This window comes from Streptomyces triticisoli (assembly GCF_003270085.1).
Taxonomy (GTDB): domain Bacteria; phylum Actinomycetota; class Actinomycetes; order Streptomycetales; family Streptomycetaceae; genus Streptomyces; species Streptomyces triticisoli.
Genome location: NZ_QFDQ01000252.1, coordinates 1 through 14954 on the forward strand (window position 1 = coordinate 1; position 14954 = coordinate 14954).

Consider the following 14954-nt stretch of genomic DNA (forward strand, 5'->3'; position numbering starts at 1 on the left):
GCCGCGCCGCAGGGCTTCACGGGCCCTGCGGCGCGGCCGTCCCGTATTCCCGTGGCTTCGGGCGCTGTCGTTGTCAGCGGGGTCGCGTAGTCTCGCAAGGGACGGGAAAGAGAGATCCATCACAGGAATCAGGGATCCATGACGAGGGAGGGGGCCCACGTGCTCATCGACACCTACGGCCGAGTGGCCACCGACCTGAGGGTCTCACTGACCGACCGGTGCAACCTGCGCTGCACGTACTGCATGCCCGAGGAGGGCCTGCAGTGGCTGGCCAAGCCCACCCTGCTCACCGACGACGAGATCGTCCGCCTGATCGACATCGCCGTCTCCCGCCTCGGCATCAAGGAGGTCCGCTTCACCGGCGGCGAACCCCTGCTGCGCCCCGGCCTGGTCGGCATCGTCGAGCGGGTCGCGGCCCTGGACCCCCGCCCCCGGATGTCGCTGACCACCAACGGCATCGGACTCAGGCGCACGGCGAGCGCCCTGAAGGCGGCCGGCCTGGACCGGGTCAACGTCTCCCTGGACACCCTGCGCCCGGACGTCTTCAAGGCTCTCACCCGCCGGGACCGCCACAAGGACGTCATCGAGGGTCTGCGGGCCGCCCGCGAGGCCGGCCTGACCCCGGTGAAGGTCAACACGGTCCTGATGCCCGGCCTGAACGAGGACGAGGCCCCCGACCTGCTGGCCTGGGCGGTGGAGCACGACTACGAGCTGCGCTTCATCGAGCAGATGCCCCTGGACCCCCAGCACGGCTGGAAACGTGAGGGCATGGTCACGGCCGGAGACATCCTGGCCTCGCTGCGCACCCGCTTCGAGCTGACCCCCGAGGGCGCCGAGGAGCGTGGTTCGGCCCCGGCCGAGCGGTGGATCGTCGACGGCGGCCCGCACCGCGTCGGTGTCATCGCCTCCGTCACCCGCCCGTTCTGCGCGGCCTGCGACCGCACCCGCCTCACGGCCGACGGCCAGATCCGCACCTGCCTGTTCGCCACCGAGGAGACCGACCTGCGCGCCGCCCTGCGCTCCGGTGCGCCAGACGAGGAGATCGCCCGCATCTGGCGGGTGGCGATGTGGGGCAAGAAGGCCGGCGCGGGCCTGGACGACCCCTCGTTCGTCCAGCCGGAGCGGCCGATGTCGGCGATCGGCGGCTGAGGGATCAGGCGCCCTCGGGCGCTTCCCACTCCTCGAACTTCACGACGTCCTTCAGGAACCCCCGCACCCCGAGGAACTGCGACAGGTGCTCGCGGTGTTCCTCGCACGCCAGCCACGTCTTGCGGCGCTGAGGCGTGTGGATCTTCGGGTTGTTCCAGGCCAGCACCCATACGGAGGCGGCACGGCAGCCCTTGGCGGAGCAGATCGGGGTTTCGTCAGTCACAGCTTTCGTCTCACAGCCACGTGAACAGGGCGACGCCGAGCAGCCACGGGGGGAGCTGCCCGGCGTCGGTCCGTCGCTCCGACGGGGGATGCGGAGCGCGTAGGAAGTATGTCATGGGTAACCCGCCGCCCGGCACCGGAACAGCATGATTGATCTGAGCTTTTCTTGAGCTTCCCGCGAAGTGCCTGCCCGGAGACGGTTTCCGGGCCCCTTCCGGCGCCGGTCAGGCCCCGTCGCGCGGCTCGCTCGCCGCGCCCGCCGCAGGGTCGGCGGTGGAGTCTTCCGGGGTGGACCGGGCGAAGTCGTCGTCGGTCCGCGGGGGAGTGATCATCGGCTTCATCGGCATGGTGACGAATGTGGACGGCAGCTCGGGAGCGTTCTCCCGCCCCGCGTTCGCGATGACCACGGCGATGTAGGGCAGCGCCGCGCCGAGTACCAGAGCCACGATCGCCACGTAGTGCTCGACGTGCCACAGCACCACCGCTAGGATCACCGACACCGTACGGATCGACATCGAGATGACATACCGGCGCTGCCTGGTACGCACGTCCTCCTGCAGGCCCGCCCGGGCTCCCGTGATCCGGAACACCTGGCCGTTGCCCTCGCCATGCAGTTTCCGCATCACAATCCACCATTCGTCCGCATCGGACAACTCCCCGGTCCCCACCCGGCCCGTATCCCTTCCGAAACCGGTCGAGAACGCCGGCCCGCACTCTCCCCACGGTACGCCGCGCGGGCACCGCCCACGAGACCGGGCCCCGCCTGCCTGCACGAACGGCCCACGCCCTGCCCGCGCGGGTGGGCGACCGGGGGCCGCCCCGCCCGGCATGCGACTTACGGCCACCTGGCCGACACTGAGTGCAATGCTCACGTCGAGCCGGACGAGGAGGCAGCCATGGGCTGGTTGTGGGCGATCATCGTGGGTTTCATACTGGGCCTGATCGCGAAGGCGGTCATCCCCGGCAAGCAGCACAGCCCGATCTGGCTGACCACGATCTTCGGCATCCTCGGCGCGATCGTCGGCAACGCGATCGCCGGCGCGCTCGGTGTCGCCTCGACCCGCGGCATCGACTGGAGCCGGCACATCTTCCAGATCGTGGCCGCCATCATCATCGTCGCCCTCGGCGACATGGCGTACATGGCCCTGTGGGGCAACAAGAAGCGGCAGCGGGCCCAGCAGGCGTAGCCGGACCCGCCGCCTCGTCGTACGTCCTGTTTCGTCGTACGTCCGGACTCAGCCGCCCGTGACCTCGACGGCCGCCAGGTTCTTCTTGCCCCGGCGCAGCACCAGCCAGCGGCCGTGCAGCAGTTCCTCCTCGGCGGGAACCGCGTCCTCGGCGGTGACCTTGACGTTGTTCACGTAGGCGCCGCCCTCCTTCACCGTGCGGCGGGCGGCCGACTTGCTGGGCACCAGGCCGACCTCGGCGAACAGGTCGACCACCGGGCCGAGCTCGGCGACTTCGATGTACGGCACCTCCGCCAGCGCCGCGGCCAGCGTCCGCCGGTCCAGCTCCGCGAGATCGCCCTGGCCGAACAGGGCCCTGGACGCGGCGATCACGGCGGCCGTCTGGTCGGCGCCGTGCACCAGCGTCGTCAGTTCCTCCGCCAACGCGCGCTGCGCGGCCCGCGCCTGCGGACGCTCCTCGGTCTGCCGCTCCAGCTCCTCCAGCTCCTCACGGGACTTGAAGGACAGGATGCGCAGGTAGCGGGAGATGTCCCGGTCGTCCACGTTCAGCCAGAACTGGTAGAACGCGTACGGCGTCGTCATCTCCGGGTCGAGCCAGACGGCGCCGCCCTCGGTCTTGCCGAACTTGGTGCCGTCCGCCTTCGTCATCAGCGGCGTCGCCATCGCGTGCACCTCGGCGTCCGGCTCCAGCCGGTGGATCAGGTCCAGACCCGCCGTGAGGTTGCCCCACTGGTCGCTGCCGCCCTGCTGGAGCGTGCAGCCGTAGCGCCGGTAGAGCTGCAGGAAGTCCATGCCCTGCAGGATCTGGTAGCTGAACTCGGTGTAGCTGATGCCCTGGTCGGACTCCAGACGCCGGGCCACCGAGTCCTTGGTCAGCATCTTGTTGACACGGAAGTGCTTGCCGATGTCCCGCAGGAACTCGATCGCGGAGAGACCCTGCGTCCAGTCCAGGTTGTTCACCATGACCGCCGCGTTCTCGCCCTCGAAGGACAGGAACGGCTCGATCTGGCGGCGCAGCCTCTCCACCCAGCCGGCCACCGTCTCCGGGTCGTTCAGCGTGCGCTCCGCGGTCGGGCGCGGGTCGCCGATCAGGCCCGTGGCGCCGCCGACCAGCGCCAGCGGCCGGTGACCGGCCTGCTGGAGCCGGCGCACGGTGAGCACCTGCACCAGGTGCCCCACATGCAGCGACGGCGCCGTCGGGTCGAAGCCGCAATAGAAAGTGACGGGACCGTCCGCGAGCGCCTTGCGCAAAGCGTCCTCGTCGGTGGACAGGGCGAAAAGACCCCGCCACTTCAGCTCGTCGACGATGTCCGTCACGGTTCTCGTGTCTCCTCGGTGATGATCAATGATCTTCGCGCGGTCGGGTGACACCGACCGCGAACGCATACGAGGTTATACGCCCTGACTGACAGAGCTCATGTTGAAATCGGGGATGCGCAGCGCGGGCATGGCGGCCCGGGTGAAGTAGTCGCCCCATTCCCGCGGCAGGGTCTTCTCGGTGCGCCCGGCCTCGGTCGCCCGGCCCAGCAGGTCCACCGGCGACTCGTTGAACCGGAAGTTGTTGACCTCGCCGGTCACCTCGCCGTTCTCCACGAGGTACACCCCGTCCCGGGTCAGCCCCGTGAGCAGCAGCGTCGCCGGGTCCACCTCGCGGATGTACCACAGGCAGGTCAGCAGCAGTCCGCGCTCGGTGCCGGCGGCCATCTCCTCCAGCGAGCGGTCGGTGCCGCCGTCCAGGATCAGGTTCCCGGCCGACGGGGCGAGGGGCAGACCGGTCAGACCGGCGCTGTGCCGGGTGGTCAGCAGGTGCTTCAGCTCACCGCCGGCGATCCACTCGGTGGCCCGCACCGGCAACCCGTTGTCGAACACCGAGTGGTCGTGCCCGGAGGAGTGCGCGACCACGAACGGCGCGCACTCCAGGCCGGGCGCGTACGGATCGCTGCGCAGCGTCAGCGGCAGCTCGCTCAGCTTCTCGCCGAGGCGCGTGCCGCCGCCCGGCTTGGAGAACACCGTGCGCCCCTCGACGGCGTCCCGGCCCGACGACGACCACACCTGGTAGATCAGCAGGTCCGCGACCGCGGTCGGCGGCAGCAACGTCTCGTACCGCCCGGCGGGCAGCTCGACCCGCCGCTCGGCCCAGCCGAGCCGTACGGCCAGCTCCGCGTCCAGCGCCGCCGGGTCGACGTCCTTGAAGTCGCGCGTCGACCGGCCCGCCCAGGCCGAGCGCGTACGGTCCGGGGACTTGGCGTTCAGCTCCAGCGTGCCGTTCGGCTGGTCGTGGCGCAGCCGCAGCCCCGTCGACGTCCCCACGTAGGTCGACACCATCTCGTGGTTGGCGAAGCCGTACAGCTCACGGCCACCGGCACGCGCGCGTGCGAACGCCTCACCGAGGGCCGGCGCGAAGTCCGTGAACACCGCCGAGGAGGTCTCGGCGGGAGCGTCGGCGAAGTCGGGCGACTGAGGTACGTCCGTCACCAGCGGCTGCGCGTCCTCCGCGGGCCCCGCCCCGCGCGCGGCGGCCTCCGCGGCCCGCACCAGCGGCTCCAGCTCCTCCTGGGTCACGGCGGCCCTCGACACGACACCCGAGGCGGTGCCCTCCTTGCCGTCGACGGTGGCGACGACGGTGAGCGTACGCCCGCGCGTGACCCCGTTCGTGGTGAGCGCGTTGCCCGCCCAGCGCAGATTGGCGGTCGAGTACTCGTCGGCGATCACGACGCACCCGTCGGCCCGGGACAGGGAGAGGGCGCGCTCGACGACCTCGTGCGGCTTGACGTTGCGCGGGCTCATCGACCGGCCTCCTGCGTGGTGTTGAGGATGTTGACGCCCTTGAAGAGGGCCGACGGACAGCCGTGGGAGACGGCCGCGATCTGCCCCGGCTGGGCCTTGCCGCAGTTGAAGGCGCCCCCGAGGACGTACGTCTGCGGGCCGCCGACGGCCGCCATGGAGCCCCAGAAGTCGGTCGTGTTCGCCTGGTAGGCGACGTCCCGCAGCTGCCCGGCCAGCCGCCCGTTCTCGATCCGGAAGAACCGCTGCCCGGTGAACTGGAAGTTGTACCGCTGCATGTCGATGGACCAGGACCGGTCCCCGACGACGTAGACGCCCCGGTCGACGCTCCCGATGAGATCCTCGGTCGACAGCCCGGCCGGATCGGGCTGGAGCGACACGTTCGCCATGCGCTGCACGGGCACATGCCCGGGGGAGTCGGCGAACGCGCACCCGTTGGACCGCTGGAATCCGGTCAGCCGGGCGATCCTGCGATCCAGTTGATAACCGACCAGCGTCCCGTCCTTGACCAGGTCCCAGGACTGCGCCTCGACGCCCTCGTCGTCGTAGCCGACGGTCGCGAGCCCGTGCTCGGCGGTGCGGTCGCCGGTGACGTTCATCAGCTCGGAGCCGTACTTCAGCTTGCCCAGCTGGTCGAAGGTGGCGAAGGAGGTGCCGGCGTAGGCGGCCTCGTAGCCGAGGGCCCGGTCCAGCTCGGTGGCGTGCCCGATGGACTCGTGGATGGTCAGCCACAGGTTGGAGGGATCGACGACCAGGTCGTACACACCCGCCTCGACACTCGGCGCCCGCATCTTCTCGGCGAGCAGCTCAGGAATCTGCTCCAGCTCGCCGTCCCAGTCCCATCCGGTCCCGGTGAGGTACTCCCAGCCGCGCCCGACGGGCGGGGCCAGCGTCCGCATCGAGTCGAACTCGCCACTGGACTCGTCCACCGACACGGCGGTCAGCTGCGGATGCAGCCGTACCCGCTGCTGCGTGGTCACGGTCCCCGCGGTGTCGGCGTAGAACTTGTTCTCGTGCACGGTGAGCAACGAGGCGTCGACATGGTCGACCCCGTCGGCGGCGAGCAGCCGCGCGCTCCACTCGGCGAGCAGCCCGGACTTCTCCTGGTCGGGCACGGAGAACGGGTCGATCTCGTACGACGACACCCACGTCTTCTCGGCGTGCACCGGCTCGTCGGCCAGCTCCACCCGCTCATCCGACCCGGCGGCCCGGATCACCTCGGCGGACAGCTTGGCCATCGCCACGGCCTGCGAGGCCACCTTGGCGGCCGCGTCCAGCGTCAGATCCACCCCGGAGGCGAACCCCCAGCTCCCGCCGTGCACGACCCGCACCGCGTACCCGAGGTCGGTGGTGTCGGACGACCCGGCGGGTTTGGCGTCCCGCAGCCGCCAGGAGGCGCTGCGCACCCGCTCCAGACGGAAGTCCGCGTGCTCGGCCCCGAGCGCACGCGCGCGTGCGAGCGCGGCGTCGGCGAGGGCACGCAGGGGCAGCGCCAGGAATGACTGATCGACTTCATGGGGCACGAATGGCTTCCCTTCGCTCCGGCCAGTGACTGCGTCCTGCTTGTGCAGCTCATACGCAAGACCGAAGTGAAGCACGTCCCCCCTTGCCACACAGACTGAACACTTCCAGCGGCGAGGCGGCACACCGGAAGCCGCGCGGATTGTCAGGGCGCGGCCTCGCCCCGGCTCAGAGCTCCCCGGCCATGACCCCGGTACGGAACGCCGCCCACTCCGACGCGGTGAACCGCAACGGCTCCCGACCGGGGTTCTTGGAGTCCCGCACGGCCCGCCCGCCGCCGGGCAGTTCGGCGATCTCCACGCAGTCGTTCTCCGCCCCACTCGCGGAGGACTTGCGCCACACGGCGCTCGTGAGGTCCAAGGCGTACAAGCCGGTCTTGCGATCGGTCACTGTCTCAGGCCTTCTTCCAACTCGGCGACGCGGACGAGCGAGTCCTCCACCGAGAGTGCCGTGGCCCGGATGCGCTCGTACGCCCTCTCGAAGGGGGCCGCGTCGTCGCCCTCAACGTATGTCGCGCTCCCGGCGTTCTCCAAGAGCACGACATTCGGCAGGGGCGGCCTGAACTTGGTGAGACTGAAGCCCCCTTCGAGCCCCGGGTGCGCGGTGGAGCTCAAGGGCATGATCTGGACGGTGACGTCGGGAAGCTCGGCGGTGTCGAGCAGCTTGCGCAGCTGCTCGCGCATGGTGGCCGGGCGGGCGGCGAACCGCTGGTGCAGCGCTGCCTCATGGATGATGGCCCACAGCTCCAGCGGTACACCGGGCCGGGGCAGCACGGACTGTCGTGCCATACGTACTTCGGCGAGTGCGGCGACTTCTTCCGGCGTACGGGTCGTCGTGATACCGGCGATCGTTTCCCGTGCGTACGCGGCGGTCTGGAGCAGCCCGGGGATCAGGAGCGGAGTCCAGGCACAGATCTGCTCTGCGTCCGACTCCAGCGAGATGTAGTCGGCGTACGCGGGCTGCACGATGCCCGAGTAGGCCTGCCACCAGCCCTTCTTGAGGGCATCGCTGCGCAGGGTCTCCAGGACCGCGCCGATGTCCGGGTCTGTCACTCCGTACACCTTGAGCAGTTCGGAAAGGTCACCAGGCTTGATGCCCTGAACGGCGTTCTCGATCTTCGACAGCTTCGGGCGGCCCAGCCCCTGCCCCCACCCTCGGCTGGTACCCCACACCCACTCCCACCGGCTTCGTCCTCCACCTCTCCGCCACCCCGCAGCACCTGCGTGCCGTCCGCGGACTCGTCGAGAAGACCCTCTGCGGGGTCGGCGCCGACAACGAACTCACCCATGCCGTACAGCTGGTGCTCTCCGAGCTGTGCGGCAACGCGGTCCGGGCCTGCGGTGACTTCGTCCCGCTCGTGGCGGAGCTGGAGCTGGAGTCGGTGACCGCGCACTCCGCGAACCCCCGCCGCGTCGGCCCCTCTGCCCCCACCGCCGCCTGGGTCCGTCTCCACGACCCGCGCCGCGACACCCGGCCACGCCTCACAGGCGTACGACTCGATGACCCGCGCGTCGAGTCGGGGCGCGGACTGGCACTCGTCGACCTGCTCGCGCCGGGCTGGCAGGTGTCCGAGACACCTGTGGGCAAGCAGATCCGCTGTCGCGTCCCGGTCCCGGGAAGCTGAGCCTCGCGCGGAGATCACCCGGAGGAGTGATTCCAGGGGGACTCCGGCTGGTCCGAGCCCGGCCGCACTACGGTCGGTCCATGCCCAGCAAGAGCCGTAACACCGGCAAGAAGAAGGCCCGTAAGAGCGGGTGGAGCCCGGTTTCCGGGCCCAGCACCCTGGTCCAGGCAGCCGAGGACTACGAACGGCTCGCGGAGCAGTACCCCGAAGAGCGCGAGGAGCTCCTCATGGAAGCCGCCGACGCATGGCGGGACGCGGGCGAATCCGAGCGGGCGCTCGCGGTGTACGAGAGGCTTCTGGGGCTGGGGCTGGGGCTGGGGCAGGGGGAGGGGGAGGGCGGCAGCGAGAGGTACGACCTCGTGGACGCCTTCCGTATCAGCGTGCTGTGGGATCTCCAACGTCGGGAGGAGGCCCGCGCGGGCGCGGCGGCGTTCCGGGCACGCCATCCACGGGACGCGGGTGCCTGGATGTTCGTCGCCGAGTGCTTCGAGGAGGCGGACGAGACGGCGACGGCCGCGGAGTGGTACACGGCCGGCATCACGCACGTCCTGGGCGCCGGGACGCCGGTCACCGCGGACACGGTCGAGGAACACCCGGACGGCTTCGACCTGGAGTCGCTGGTCATCGGCCGCCATCGGGTGCGCCGCCTGCTCGGTGTCCCGCACGACGACTGGGACGAGGCCGCCGACGAGCTCCATGAACGCCGTGCCTCGCCCCTGCGCGGACGGATGCGCTCCCTCGACGAGATGCACGACCCGATCCGGCTCAGGCGGCTCAAGGAGGAAGGCCCGAAAGCCCTTGAGGCCGAGATCAGGGAGTTGGCGGAGGTGATGGAACCGGAAGAGGAGGAGCACATCGCACGTACCGGCCCGCTGCGGGCCTGTGTCCTGTTCTGGCCCGCGGAGGAGTTCGCTCTGCTGCTTCAGCGCCGGCCGAAGGCCGTGGAGGCGTACGGCGACGACCACGCCGCCCACCTCCGCCAGGTGGAGCGCAGTCTGCGCGAACTGTCGGACGAGGGCGCCCCGCACCTCGCGGTCGGCCGCGCCACGGTCGCCGGGCTCCAGGCCCACGCCGAGGCGGAGGGCGGCTCTCCCGACACTTCCGCCACCCGCTCCGCGTACGCGGCCGAACTCGCCCGCCGCGGACAGGCGACCACCTGGCCGCCACCGCGCAACGGCCCCTGCTGGTGCGGCTCGGGCCGCAAGTACAAGAAGTGCTGCGGAAGCCCCGCCATGAACTGAGTCGGCCGGGGACTCCCGACTGTAGGAACCCGACAGGAGGCGCCATGCGCCACTGTCGGTGCCGGATTGCCCTTCGACGTGGTCGGACCGATAGGTTTTCGGTGAAGCCGCCTGTCGTCCATGCGCTCGGGCGGTTGTCGGAACGCTGACAGACCGCTATCGAAAGGGTGATCCGTTGAGCCGCTCGGTTCTCGTCACCGGAGGTAACCGGGGCATCGGCCTCGCCATCGCCCGCGCGTTCGCCGACGCCGGCGACAAGGTCGCGATCACGTACCGCTCGGGCGAGCCCCCCAAGGGCTTCCTCGCCGTCAAGTGCGACATCACCGACAGCGAGCAGGTGGAGCAGGCCTACAAGGAGATCGAGGCTGAGCACGGCCCCGTCGAGGTCCTCGTCGCCAACGCCGGCATCAACAAGGACCAGCTCCTGATGCGTATGTCCGAGGAGGACTTCACCTCGGTCATCGACACCAACCTCACCGGCACCTTCCGCGTGGTCAAGCGCGCGAACCGCGGCATGCTGCGGGCCAAGAAGGGCCGCGTCGTGCTCATCTCGTCGGTCGTCGGGCTCCTCGGTTCCGCCGGGCAGGCGAACTACGCCGCCTCCAAGGCCGCGCTGGTCGGCTTCGCGCGCTCCCTCGCCCGGGAGCTGGGCTCGCGCAACATCACCTTCAACGTCGTCGCGCCCGGTTTCGTCGACACCGACATGACCAGGGAGCTCACCGAGGAACAGCAGACGAAGATCCTCGCGCAGGTGCCGCTCGCCCGGTACGCGCAGTCGGAGGAGATCGCCGCGGCGGTGCGGTTCCTCGCCTCGGACGACGCCTCGTACATCACTGGAGCCGTCATCCCTGTTGACGGCGGACTGGGAATGGGTCACTGATCACCATGAGCGGAATTCTCGAGGGCAAGCGCATCCTGATCACCGGTGTGCTGACGGAGTCCTCCATCGCCTTCCACGCGGCCAAGCTGGCCCAGGAGGAGGGCGCGGAGATCATCCTGACCGCGTTCCCGCGCCCCACGCTGACCGAGCGCATCGCCAAGAAGCTGCCGAAGCCCACCAAGGTCATCGAGCTCGACGTCACCAACGACGAGCACCTGGGCCGTCTGGCCGACGTCGTCGGCGAGGAGCTCGGCGGCCTCGACGGCGTCGTGCACTCCATCGGCTTCGCGCCGCAGGACGCGCTCGGCGGCAACTTCCTCAACACGCCGTTCGAGTCGGTCTCCACCGCCATGCACGTCTCGGCGTTCTCCCTGAAGTCGCTGACCATGGCCTGCCTGCCGCTGATGCAGAACGGCGGCTCGGTCGTCGGCCTCACCTTCGACGCCCAGTACGCCTGGCCGCAGTACGACTGGATGGGCCCGGCCAAGGCCGCCCTGGAGGCCACCAGCCGCTACATGGCGCGCGACCTCGGCAAGCAGAACATCCGCTGCAACCTCATCTCGGCGGGCCCCCTCGGTTCCATGGCCGCCAAGTCCATCCCCGGCTTCAGCGAGCTGGCCTCGGTGTGGGACACCCGCGCCCCCCTGGAGTGGGACCTGAAGGACCCGGAGCCGGCCGGCCGCGGCATCGTCGCCCTGCTGAGCGACTGGTTCCCGAAGACCACCGGCGAGATCATCCACGTGGACGGCGGCCTGCACGCCGTCGGCGCGTGACCGCTGCCGCTGAGCTCGGCCGACGTGCCGGAGAGCCCGCACCCCTTGGGGGTGCGGGCTCTCCGCCGTCAGGGGCCTTCGGCCTCCCGGAGGGCCGTGGCCAGGGGCGGTGAGCAGGGCGCTGTGGCCAAGGGCCGGTCGCTGGTGTTTTGGGGCCTGCCTTCGCCGTACGAGTGGCGGGGGCGACCGCCGTACGCGTGGCCGGGCCGACGCCGTGCCGTGCCGGGTCAGTCGCCGGCGGGTGGGCTGAAGCGGCCCGGGCGGCACAGCAGCGGGTAGCTCGCGGCCTCCGCGGCGGCCGTCTCGGTGTCGCCCGCGCGGATGGCGTCGAGCAGCCGGGAGTGGTCCATGTACGTGTCCGGGGTGAGCTCCGCGCCGACGTCCGCGCGCAGCCAGTCGCGCAGCACCTCGCCGAGATCCGCGTACATCGCGGTCATGACGTCGTTGTGGGAGGCGGCCACCACCGCCAGGTGGAATGTGGCGTCCGCGGTCACGAACACCTCCTTGTCACCGGACTGCCAGGCCTCCTCGCGCCGCAGCAGCTGTGTGTGCAACTGCTTGAGGTCCTTCTCGGTGCGCCGTTCGGCGGCCAGCCGCGCCGCGGCCGACTCCAGCGCGGAGCGCAGCTCGGCGATGTGCCGCGGGTCGGCCCCGGCGAACCGGCGCTGCATCACGCCCGTCAGCTCGCTGGTGGCCACGACGTACGTGCCGGAACCCTGGCGGATGTCCAGCAGGCCGTTGTGGGCGAGTGCGCGGACCGCCTCGCGGACGGTGTTGCGGGCGACGCCGAGCTGTTCCACCAGCTCCGGCTCCGTCGGGATGCGGGAGCCGACCGGCCACTCGCCCGAGGTGATCTGGTGCCGCAGCGCGGCGATGACCTGTTCGGACAGCGCCGACCGGCGCGGAAGGCTCAGGGGCATGGCACACCTTCGCACGGGGGACCCGGAAGTCGCTGTCCATTCCGCAGACAGTATGGACAGCAATTCATCCCATGATTCTATGATGGAGCCCATGCCGAGCGAGGAAACCCGGACCACGACGTCGACGACCGGACGGGCCCGGGCCGCGACCGACGCTCCCCGGGAAGGCCGGGGAAGGTCCACGCGCGCGTGGACGACGCGCCTGGTCGTCGTCGGCATCGTGCTGTCCGCGCTGAACCTCCGCCCCGCCATCACCAGCCTCGGCGCGCTCCTGGAGGAGGTCCGCGCCGGGCTCGGCATGAGCGGCAGCGTGGCCGGCCTGCTCACCTCGGTGCCCCCGCTCTGCTTCGCCGTCTTCGGCGTCATGGCCCCTCGGCTGGCCCGCCGCTTCGGATCCGCCGCGGTGGTGTGCGCGGGCATGGTCGCCATCGCCGCCGGACTCGCCGTACGGCCCTACGTGGGCAGCACGCCCGCCTTCCTGGCCGCCAGCGCGCTCGCGCTCATGGGCATCGCCGTCAGCAACGTCCTGATGCCGGTCATCGTCAAGCGCTGGTTCCCCGACCGGATCGGTTCCATGACCGGCCTGTACTCGATGGCCCTCGCCATGGGCACCTCGGCCGCCGCCGCGGTGACCGTGCCCCTGGCCGGGGTGCTGGGCCACAGCTGGCAGTCGGGGCTCTCGGCGTGGGCGCTGCTCGCCGCGGTGGCCGTGCTGCCGTGGCTGCCGCTGCTACGGGACCGGGGAGCCGAGCCCGCCGCGCAGGCACCGGCCCGCACCGGACCCGCGCGGGAGACGCAGGCACCGGCCCTGCGGATAACCCGGAGCCGTACCGCCTGGGCGCTGGCCGTCTTCTTCGGGCTCCAGGCCACCGCCGCCTACATCACGATGGGCTGGATGGCGCAGATCTTCCGGGACGCGGGCGTCCCCGCCGGCACGGCCGGACTGCTCCTCGCGGTCACGATGGTGATGGGCGTCCCGCTGGCCTTCGTCATCCCGCGCCTGGCCACCCGGCTGCCCCAGCAGGGCCCGATCGTGCTGGTGCTCGGCGTCTGCGGCCTGGCCGGCTACGCCGGTCTGTACGTCGCTCCGGCCGCAGGGGCCTGGGTCTGGGCCCTGCTCCTCGGCGTGGCCAACTGCGCCTTCCCGCTCGCGCTCACCATGGTCGGCATGCGGGCCAGGACCGGCCCGGGCGTGGCCAAGCTGTCCGCGTTCGCCCAGAGCACCGGCTACCTGATCTCCATCCCGGGGCCCCTGCTGGTCGGCGTGCTGTATCAGAGCAGCGGTGGCTGGGGGGTGCCCCTCGCACTCATGGCCGGGCTGTTGGTCCCGCAGACGGTGGCGGGCTACCTGGCCGGCCGCAACCGCACGGTGGAGGACGAGGCGGCGCGCTGAGGCGGGCCCCGGAGGCCGCCTTCCGGGCGAAGGGTGCGAGACTGGGGCGCATGCAGCCTGTGCTCGACCCGGACCCGCAGAACGGCCAGAAGAAACTGCTGATCGTTCTCAGCGCGTTCTTCGCCATCTTCGTGATCATCGCCATCATCGCGACCCTCGCGTCGCCGTGACCCTCGCGTCGTCGTGACTCCGCCGTATCAGAGCCGGTACTGGGGATAACCCCCCATCCCCTAGGGGGCGAGGGTCAGGGTCAAGTAGGTGGATCACCGGATGGGCCGGGGAGCGCGGATTCCGTAGCTTCGAGAGGAGACCGCGAGAGGCGGTTCACGCACCTCGGAGACCAGCGGAGGCGATCATGTCGGCCCGTACGCACACCCGGCCCCACCCGGAGACCACGGGCGGCGTCGACTCCCGGCTGCCGTGGTGGGCCCTGGCCCTGCCCGTCCTGGCGTTCGTCGCGCTGCTCGCCCTGATACTGAACCCGGCGGACGCCCACGCGACCGCCGGGGCCCCCGCCATCACCCAGCTGTTCCAGCGCCTCCAGGAGCTGCTCGCCCGATGACGCCCGCGCCGCCCCGCCCAGGCGCCCTCGGGCACGGCCCCGTGCCGCCCGCGCCGGCCGAGAAGCCGCATGTCAACTCCCTGCGCCTCGTGGCCTGTTTCATGCGAAGCTGGGTGCCATGAGCGTCGCAGAACCCCGCAGGATCGTCCTCTTCCGGCATGCGAAAGCCGACTGGCCACAGGTGACCGACCACGAACGACCGCTCGCCGAGCGAGGCCGCACGGATGCCGCAGTCGCCGGTCGAAAGCTCGCCGACACCGGTCTCCCCTTCGACCTGGCCCTGTGCTCGACCGCGACCCGCACCCGTGAGACCTGGAAGCTCGCCGTCCACGAGTTGCCACAGCGGCCGAAAACCGTCTACGAGGAGCGGGTCTACGAGGCCTCGCCCGGCGAGCTGATCGCCGTGCTCAACGAAACACCGGACGACGTGCGGAACCTGATCCTCGTCGGCCACAACCCGGGCATCCAGGGCCTGGCCGAGGTGCTGTCCGGTTCGGCCGAGGACGACGCCCGCGAGCGGATGAGCCGCCGCGGATTCCCGGCAGCGGCGTTCGCCCTGGTGTCCTTCGACGGCTCCTGGAAGACCCTGGAGCCGGGCGTGGCCACGCTGCTCGACTACTGGGCGCCGTCGGAGTAGCCCGGCGGCCCGAGCGGAGAGCCCGAGCGAGAGGCGGCCCGGCACCCATGCGGTGCCGGGC

General features: G+C 70.8%; 18 protein-coding genes. 10 read left to right on the plus strand and 8 right to left on the minus strand.

The window, feature by feature from the left end:
* The first annotated feature begins 159 nt into the window (after nt 1-159).
* On the plus strand, nt 160-1149 hold the full coding sequence (gene moaA / locus DEP02_RS29415) for a GTP 3',8-cyclase MoaA (protein ID WP_232839330.1): 990 nt from the start codon (nt 160-162) through the stop codon (nt 1147-1149).
* Nucleotides 1150-1153: 4 nt separating this feature from the next.
* Here moaA and DEP02_RS29420 read toward each other — a convergent pair whose 3' ends face one another.
* Nucleotides 1154-1372, minus strand: a complete 219-nt coding sequence (locus tag DEP02_RS29420; protein ID WP_112470716.1) for a hypothetical protein — start codon at nt 1370-1372, stop codon at nt 1154-1156.
* 223 nt (nt 1373-1595) lie between these two features.
* The gene (locus DEP02_RS29425; RefSeq protein ID WP_112470717.1) at nt 1596-1994 is read right to left on the minus strand and encodes a DUF3099 domain-containing protein; all 399 of its coding nucleotides are present in this window, start codon (nt 1992-1994) and stop codon (nt 1596-1598) included.
* Nucleotides 1995-2267: 273 nt separating this feature from the next.
* Here DEP02_RS29425 and DEP02_RS29430 point away from each other — a divergent pair, with 273 nt between their 5' ends.
* On the plus strand, nt 2268-2558 hold the full coding sequence (locus DEP02_RS29430; RefSeq protein WP_112470718.1) for a GlsB/YeaQ/YmgE family stress response membrane protein: 291 nt from the start codon (nt 2268-2270) through the stop codon (nt 2556-2558).
* 48 nt (nt 2559-2606) lie between these two features.
* Here DEP02_RS29430 and tyrS read toward each other — a convergent pair whose 3' ends face one another.
* The 5 genes from tyrS to DEP02_RS29455 all read right to left on the minus strand — a co-directional run bounded on the left by tyrS (nt 2607) and on the right by DEP02_RS29455 (nt 8035).
* Nucleotides 2607-3875, minus strand: coding sequence for a tyrosine--tRNA ligase (gene tyrS / locus DEP02_RS29435; protein WP_112470719.1), 1269 nt, complete (start codon nt 3873-3875; stop codon nt 2607-2609).
* A gap of 75 nt (nt 3876-3950) precedes the next feature.
* Complete coding sequence (locus DEP02_RS29440) at nt 3951-5345, minus strand: metallopeptidase TldD-related protein (protein WP_112470721.1); 1395 nt, start codon at nt 5343-5345, stop codon at nt 3951-3953.
* Nucleotides 5342-6865: a TldD/PmbA family protein gene (locus tag DEP02_RS29445; protein ID WP_112470722.1), complete on the minus strand. Its 1524-nt coding sequence runs from the start codon at nt 6863-6865 to the stop codon at nt 5342-5344. The genes DEP02_RS29440 and DEP02_RS29445 overlap by 4 nt, the downstream gene beginning before the upstream one ends.
* Before the next feature lie 166 nt (nt 6866-7031).
* Nucleotides 7032-7253: a DUF397 domain-containing protein gene (locus DEP02_RS29450; protein WP_112470723.1), complete on the minus strand. Its 222-nt coding sequence runs from the start codon at nt 7251-7253 to the stop codon at nt 7032-7034.
* Entirely contained in the window at nt 7250-8035 is a 786-nt protein-coding gene (locus DEP02_RS29455; RefSeq protein ID WP_112470725.1) for a DUF5753 domain-containing protein, read from the minus strand. Before DEP02_RS29455 ends, DEP02_RS29450 begins: the two co-directional genes overlap by 4 nt.
* 47 nt (nt 8036-8082) lie before the next feature.
* On the opposite strand from DEP02_RS29455, the gene DEP02_RS29460 reads away from it, so the two are divergent.
* From DEP02_RS29460 to fabI, 4 genes are all read left to right on the plus strand, one after another.
* Entirely contained in the window at nt 8083-8487 is a 405-nt protein-coding gene (locus DEP02_RS29460) for an ATP-binding protein (RefSeq protein WP_112470727.1), read from the plus strand.
* 80 nt (nt 8488-8567) lie between these two features.
* On the plus strand, nt 8568-9728 hold the full coding sequence (locus DEP02_RS29465) for an SEC-C domain-containing protein (protein WP_112470728.1): 1161 nt from the start codon (nt 8568-8570) through the stop codon (nt 9726-9728).
* Nucleotides 9729-9903: 175 nt separating this feature from the next.
* A complete protein-coding gene (gene fabG / locus DEP02_RS29470) occupies nt 9904-10608 on the plus strand; it encodes a 3-oxoacyl-[acyl-carrier-protein] reductase (RefSeq protein ID WP_112470730.1) in 705 nt (234 codons plus the stop codon).
* 5 nt (nt 10609-10613) lie between these two features.
* Nucleotides 10614-11381: an enoyl-ACP reductase FabI gene (gene fabI / locus DEP02_RS29475; RefSeq protein ID WP_112470731.1), complete on the plus strand. Its 768-nt coding sequence runs from the start codon at nt 10614-10616 to the stop codon at nt 11379-11381.
* 227 nt (nt 11382-11608) lie between these two features.
* Here fabI and DEP02_RS29480 read toward each other — a convergent pair whose 3' ends face one another.
* A complete protein-coding gene (locus DEP02_RS29480) occupies nt 11609-12301 on the minus strand; it encodes a FadR/GntR family transcriptional regulator (protein ID WP_112470733.1) in 693 nt (230 codons plus the stop codon).
* Between the two features lie 91 nt (nt 12302-12392).
* Between DEP02_RS29480 and DEP02_RS29485 the strand changes: the two genes are divergently transcribed.
* The 4 genes from DEP02_RS29485 to DEP02_RS29500 all read left to right on the plus strand — a co-directional run bounded on the left by DEP02_RS29485 (nt 12393) and on the right by DEP02_RS29500 (nt 14893).
* The gene (locus tag DEP02_RS29485; protein ID WP_112470737.1) at nt 12393-13694 is read left to right on the plus strand and encodes a CynX/NimT family MFS transporter; all 1302 of its coding nucleotides are present in this window, start codon (nt 12393-12395) and stop codon (nt 13692-13694) included.
* A gap of 50 nt (nt 13695-13744) precedes the next feature.
* Nucleotides 13745-13864: an SGM_5486 family transporter-associated protein gene (locus DEP02_RS35400; protein ID WP_112470734.1), complete on the plus strand. Its 120-nt coding sequence runs from the start codon at nt 13745-13747 to the stop codon at nt 13862-13864.
* Nucleotides 13865-14049: 185 nt separating this feature from the next.
* Nucleotides 14050-14256, plus strand: a complete 207-nt coding sequence (locus DEP02_RS29495; RefSeq protein ID WP_112470735.1) for a hypothetical protein — start codon at nt 14050-14052, stop codon at nt 14254-14256.
* 118 nt (nt 14257-14374) lie between these two features.
* Nucleotides 14375-14893 carry a SixA phosphatase family protein gene (locus DEP02_RS29500; RefSeq protein WP_112470736.1) on the plus strand — a complete coding sequence of 173 codons (519 nt, stop codon included), beginning with the start codon at nt 14375-14377 and terminating at the stop codon, nt 14891-14893.
* Nucleotides 14894-14954: the final 61 nt, after the last annotated feature.

Coding starts and splice junctions, on each gene's coding strand:
- DEP02_RS29465 (WP_112470728.1), top strand. CDS start 8,568: ATGCCCAGCAAGAGCCGTAACACCGGCAAGAAGAAGGCCCGTAAGAGC.
- DEP02_RS29500 (WP_112470736.1), top strand. CDS start 14,375: ATGAGCGTCGCAGAACCCCGCAGGATCGTCCTCTTCCGGCATGCGAAA.
- DEP02_RS35400 (WP_112470734.1), top strand. CDS start 13,745: ATGCAGCCTGTGCTCGACCCGGACCCGCAGAACGGCCAGAAGAAACTG.
- DEP02_RS29425 (WP_112470717.1), bottom strand. CDS start 1,994: ATGCGGAAACTGCATGGCGAGGGCAACGGCCAGGTGTTCCGGATCACG.
- fabI (WP_112470731.1), top strand. CDS start 10,614: ATGAGCGGAATTCTCGAGGGCAAGCGCATCCTGATCACCGGTGTGCTG.
- DEP02_RS29440 (WP_112470721.1), bottom strand. CDS start 5,345: ATGAGCCCGCGCAACGTCAAGCCGCACGAGGTCGTCGAGCGCGCCCTC.
- DEP02_RS29495 (WP_112470735.1), top strand. CDS start 14,050: ATGTCGGCCCGTACGCACACCCGGCCCCACCCGGAGACCACGGGCGGC.
- DEP02_RS29485 (WP_112470737.1), top strand. CDS start 12,393: ATGCCGAGCGAGGAAACCCGGACCACGACGTCGACGACCGGACGGGCC.
- DEP02_RS29480 (WP_112470733.1), bottom strand. CDS start 12,301: ATGCCCCTGAGCCTTCCGCGCCGGTCGGCGCTGTCCGAACAGGTCATC.
- DEP02_RS29430 (WP_112470718.1), top strand. CDS start 2,268: ATGGGCTGGTTGTGGGCGATCATCGTGGGTTTCATACTGGGCCTGATC.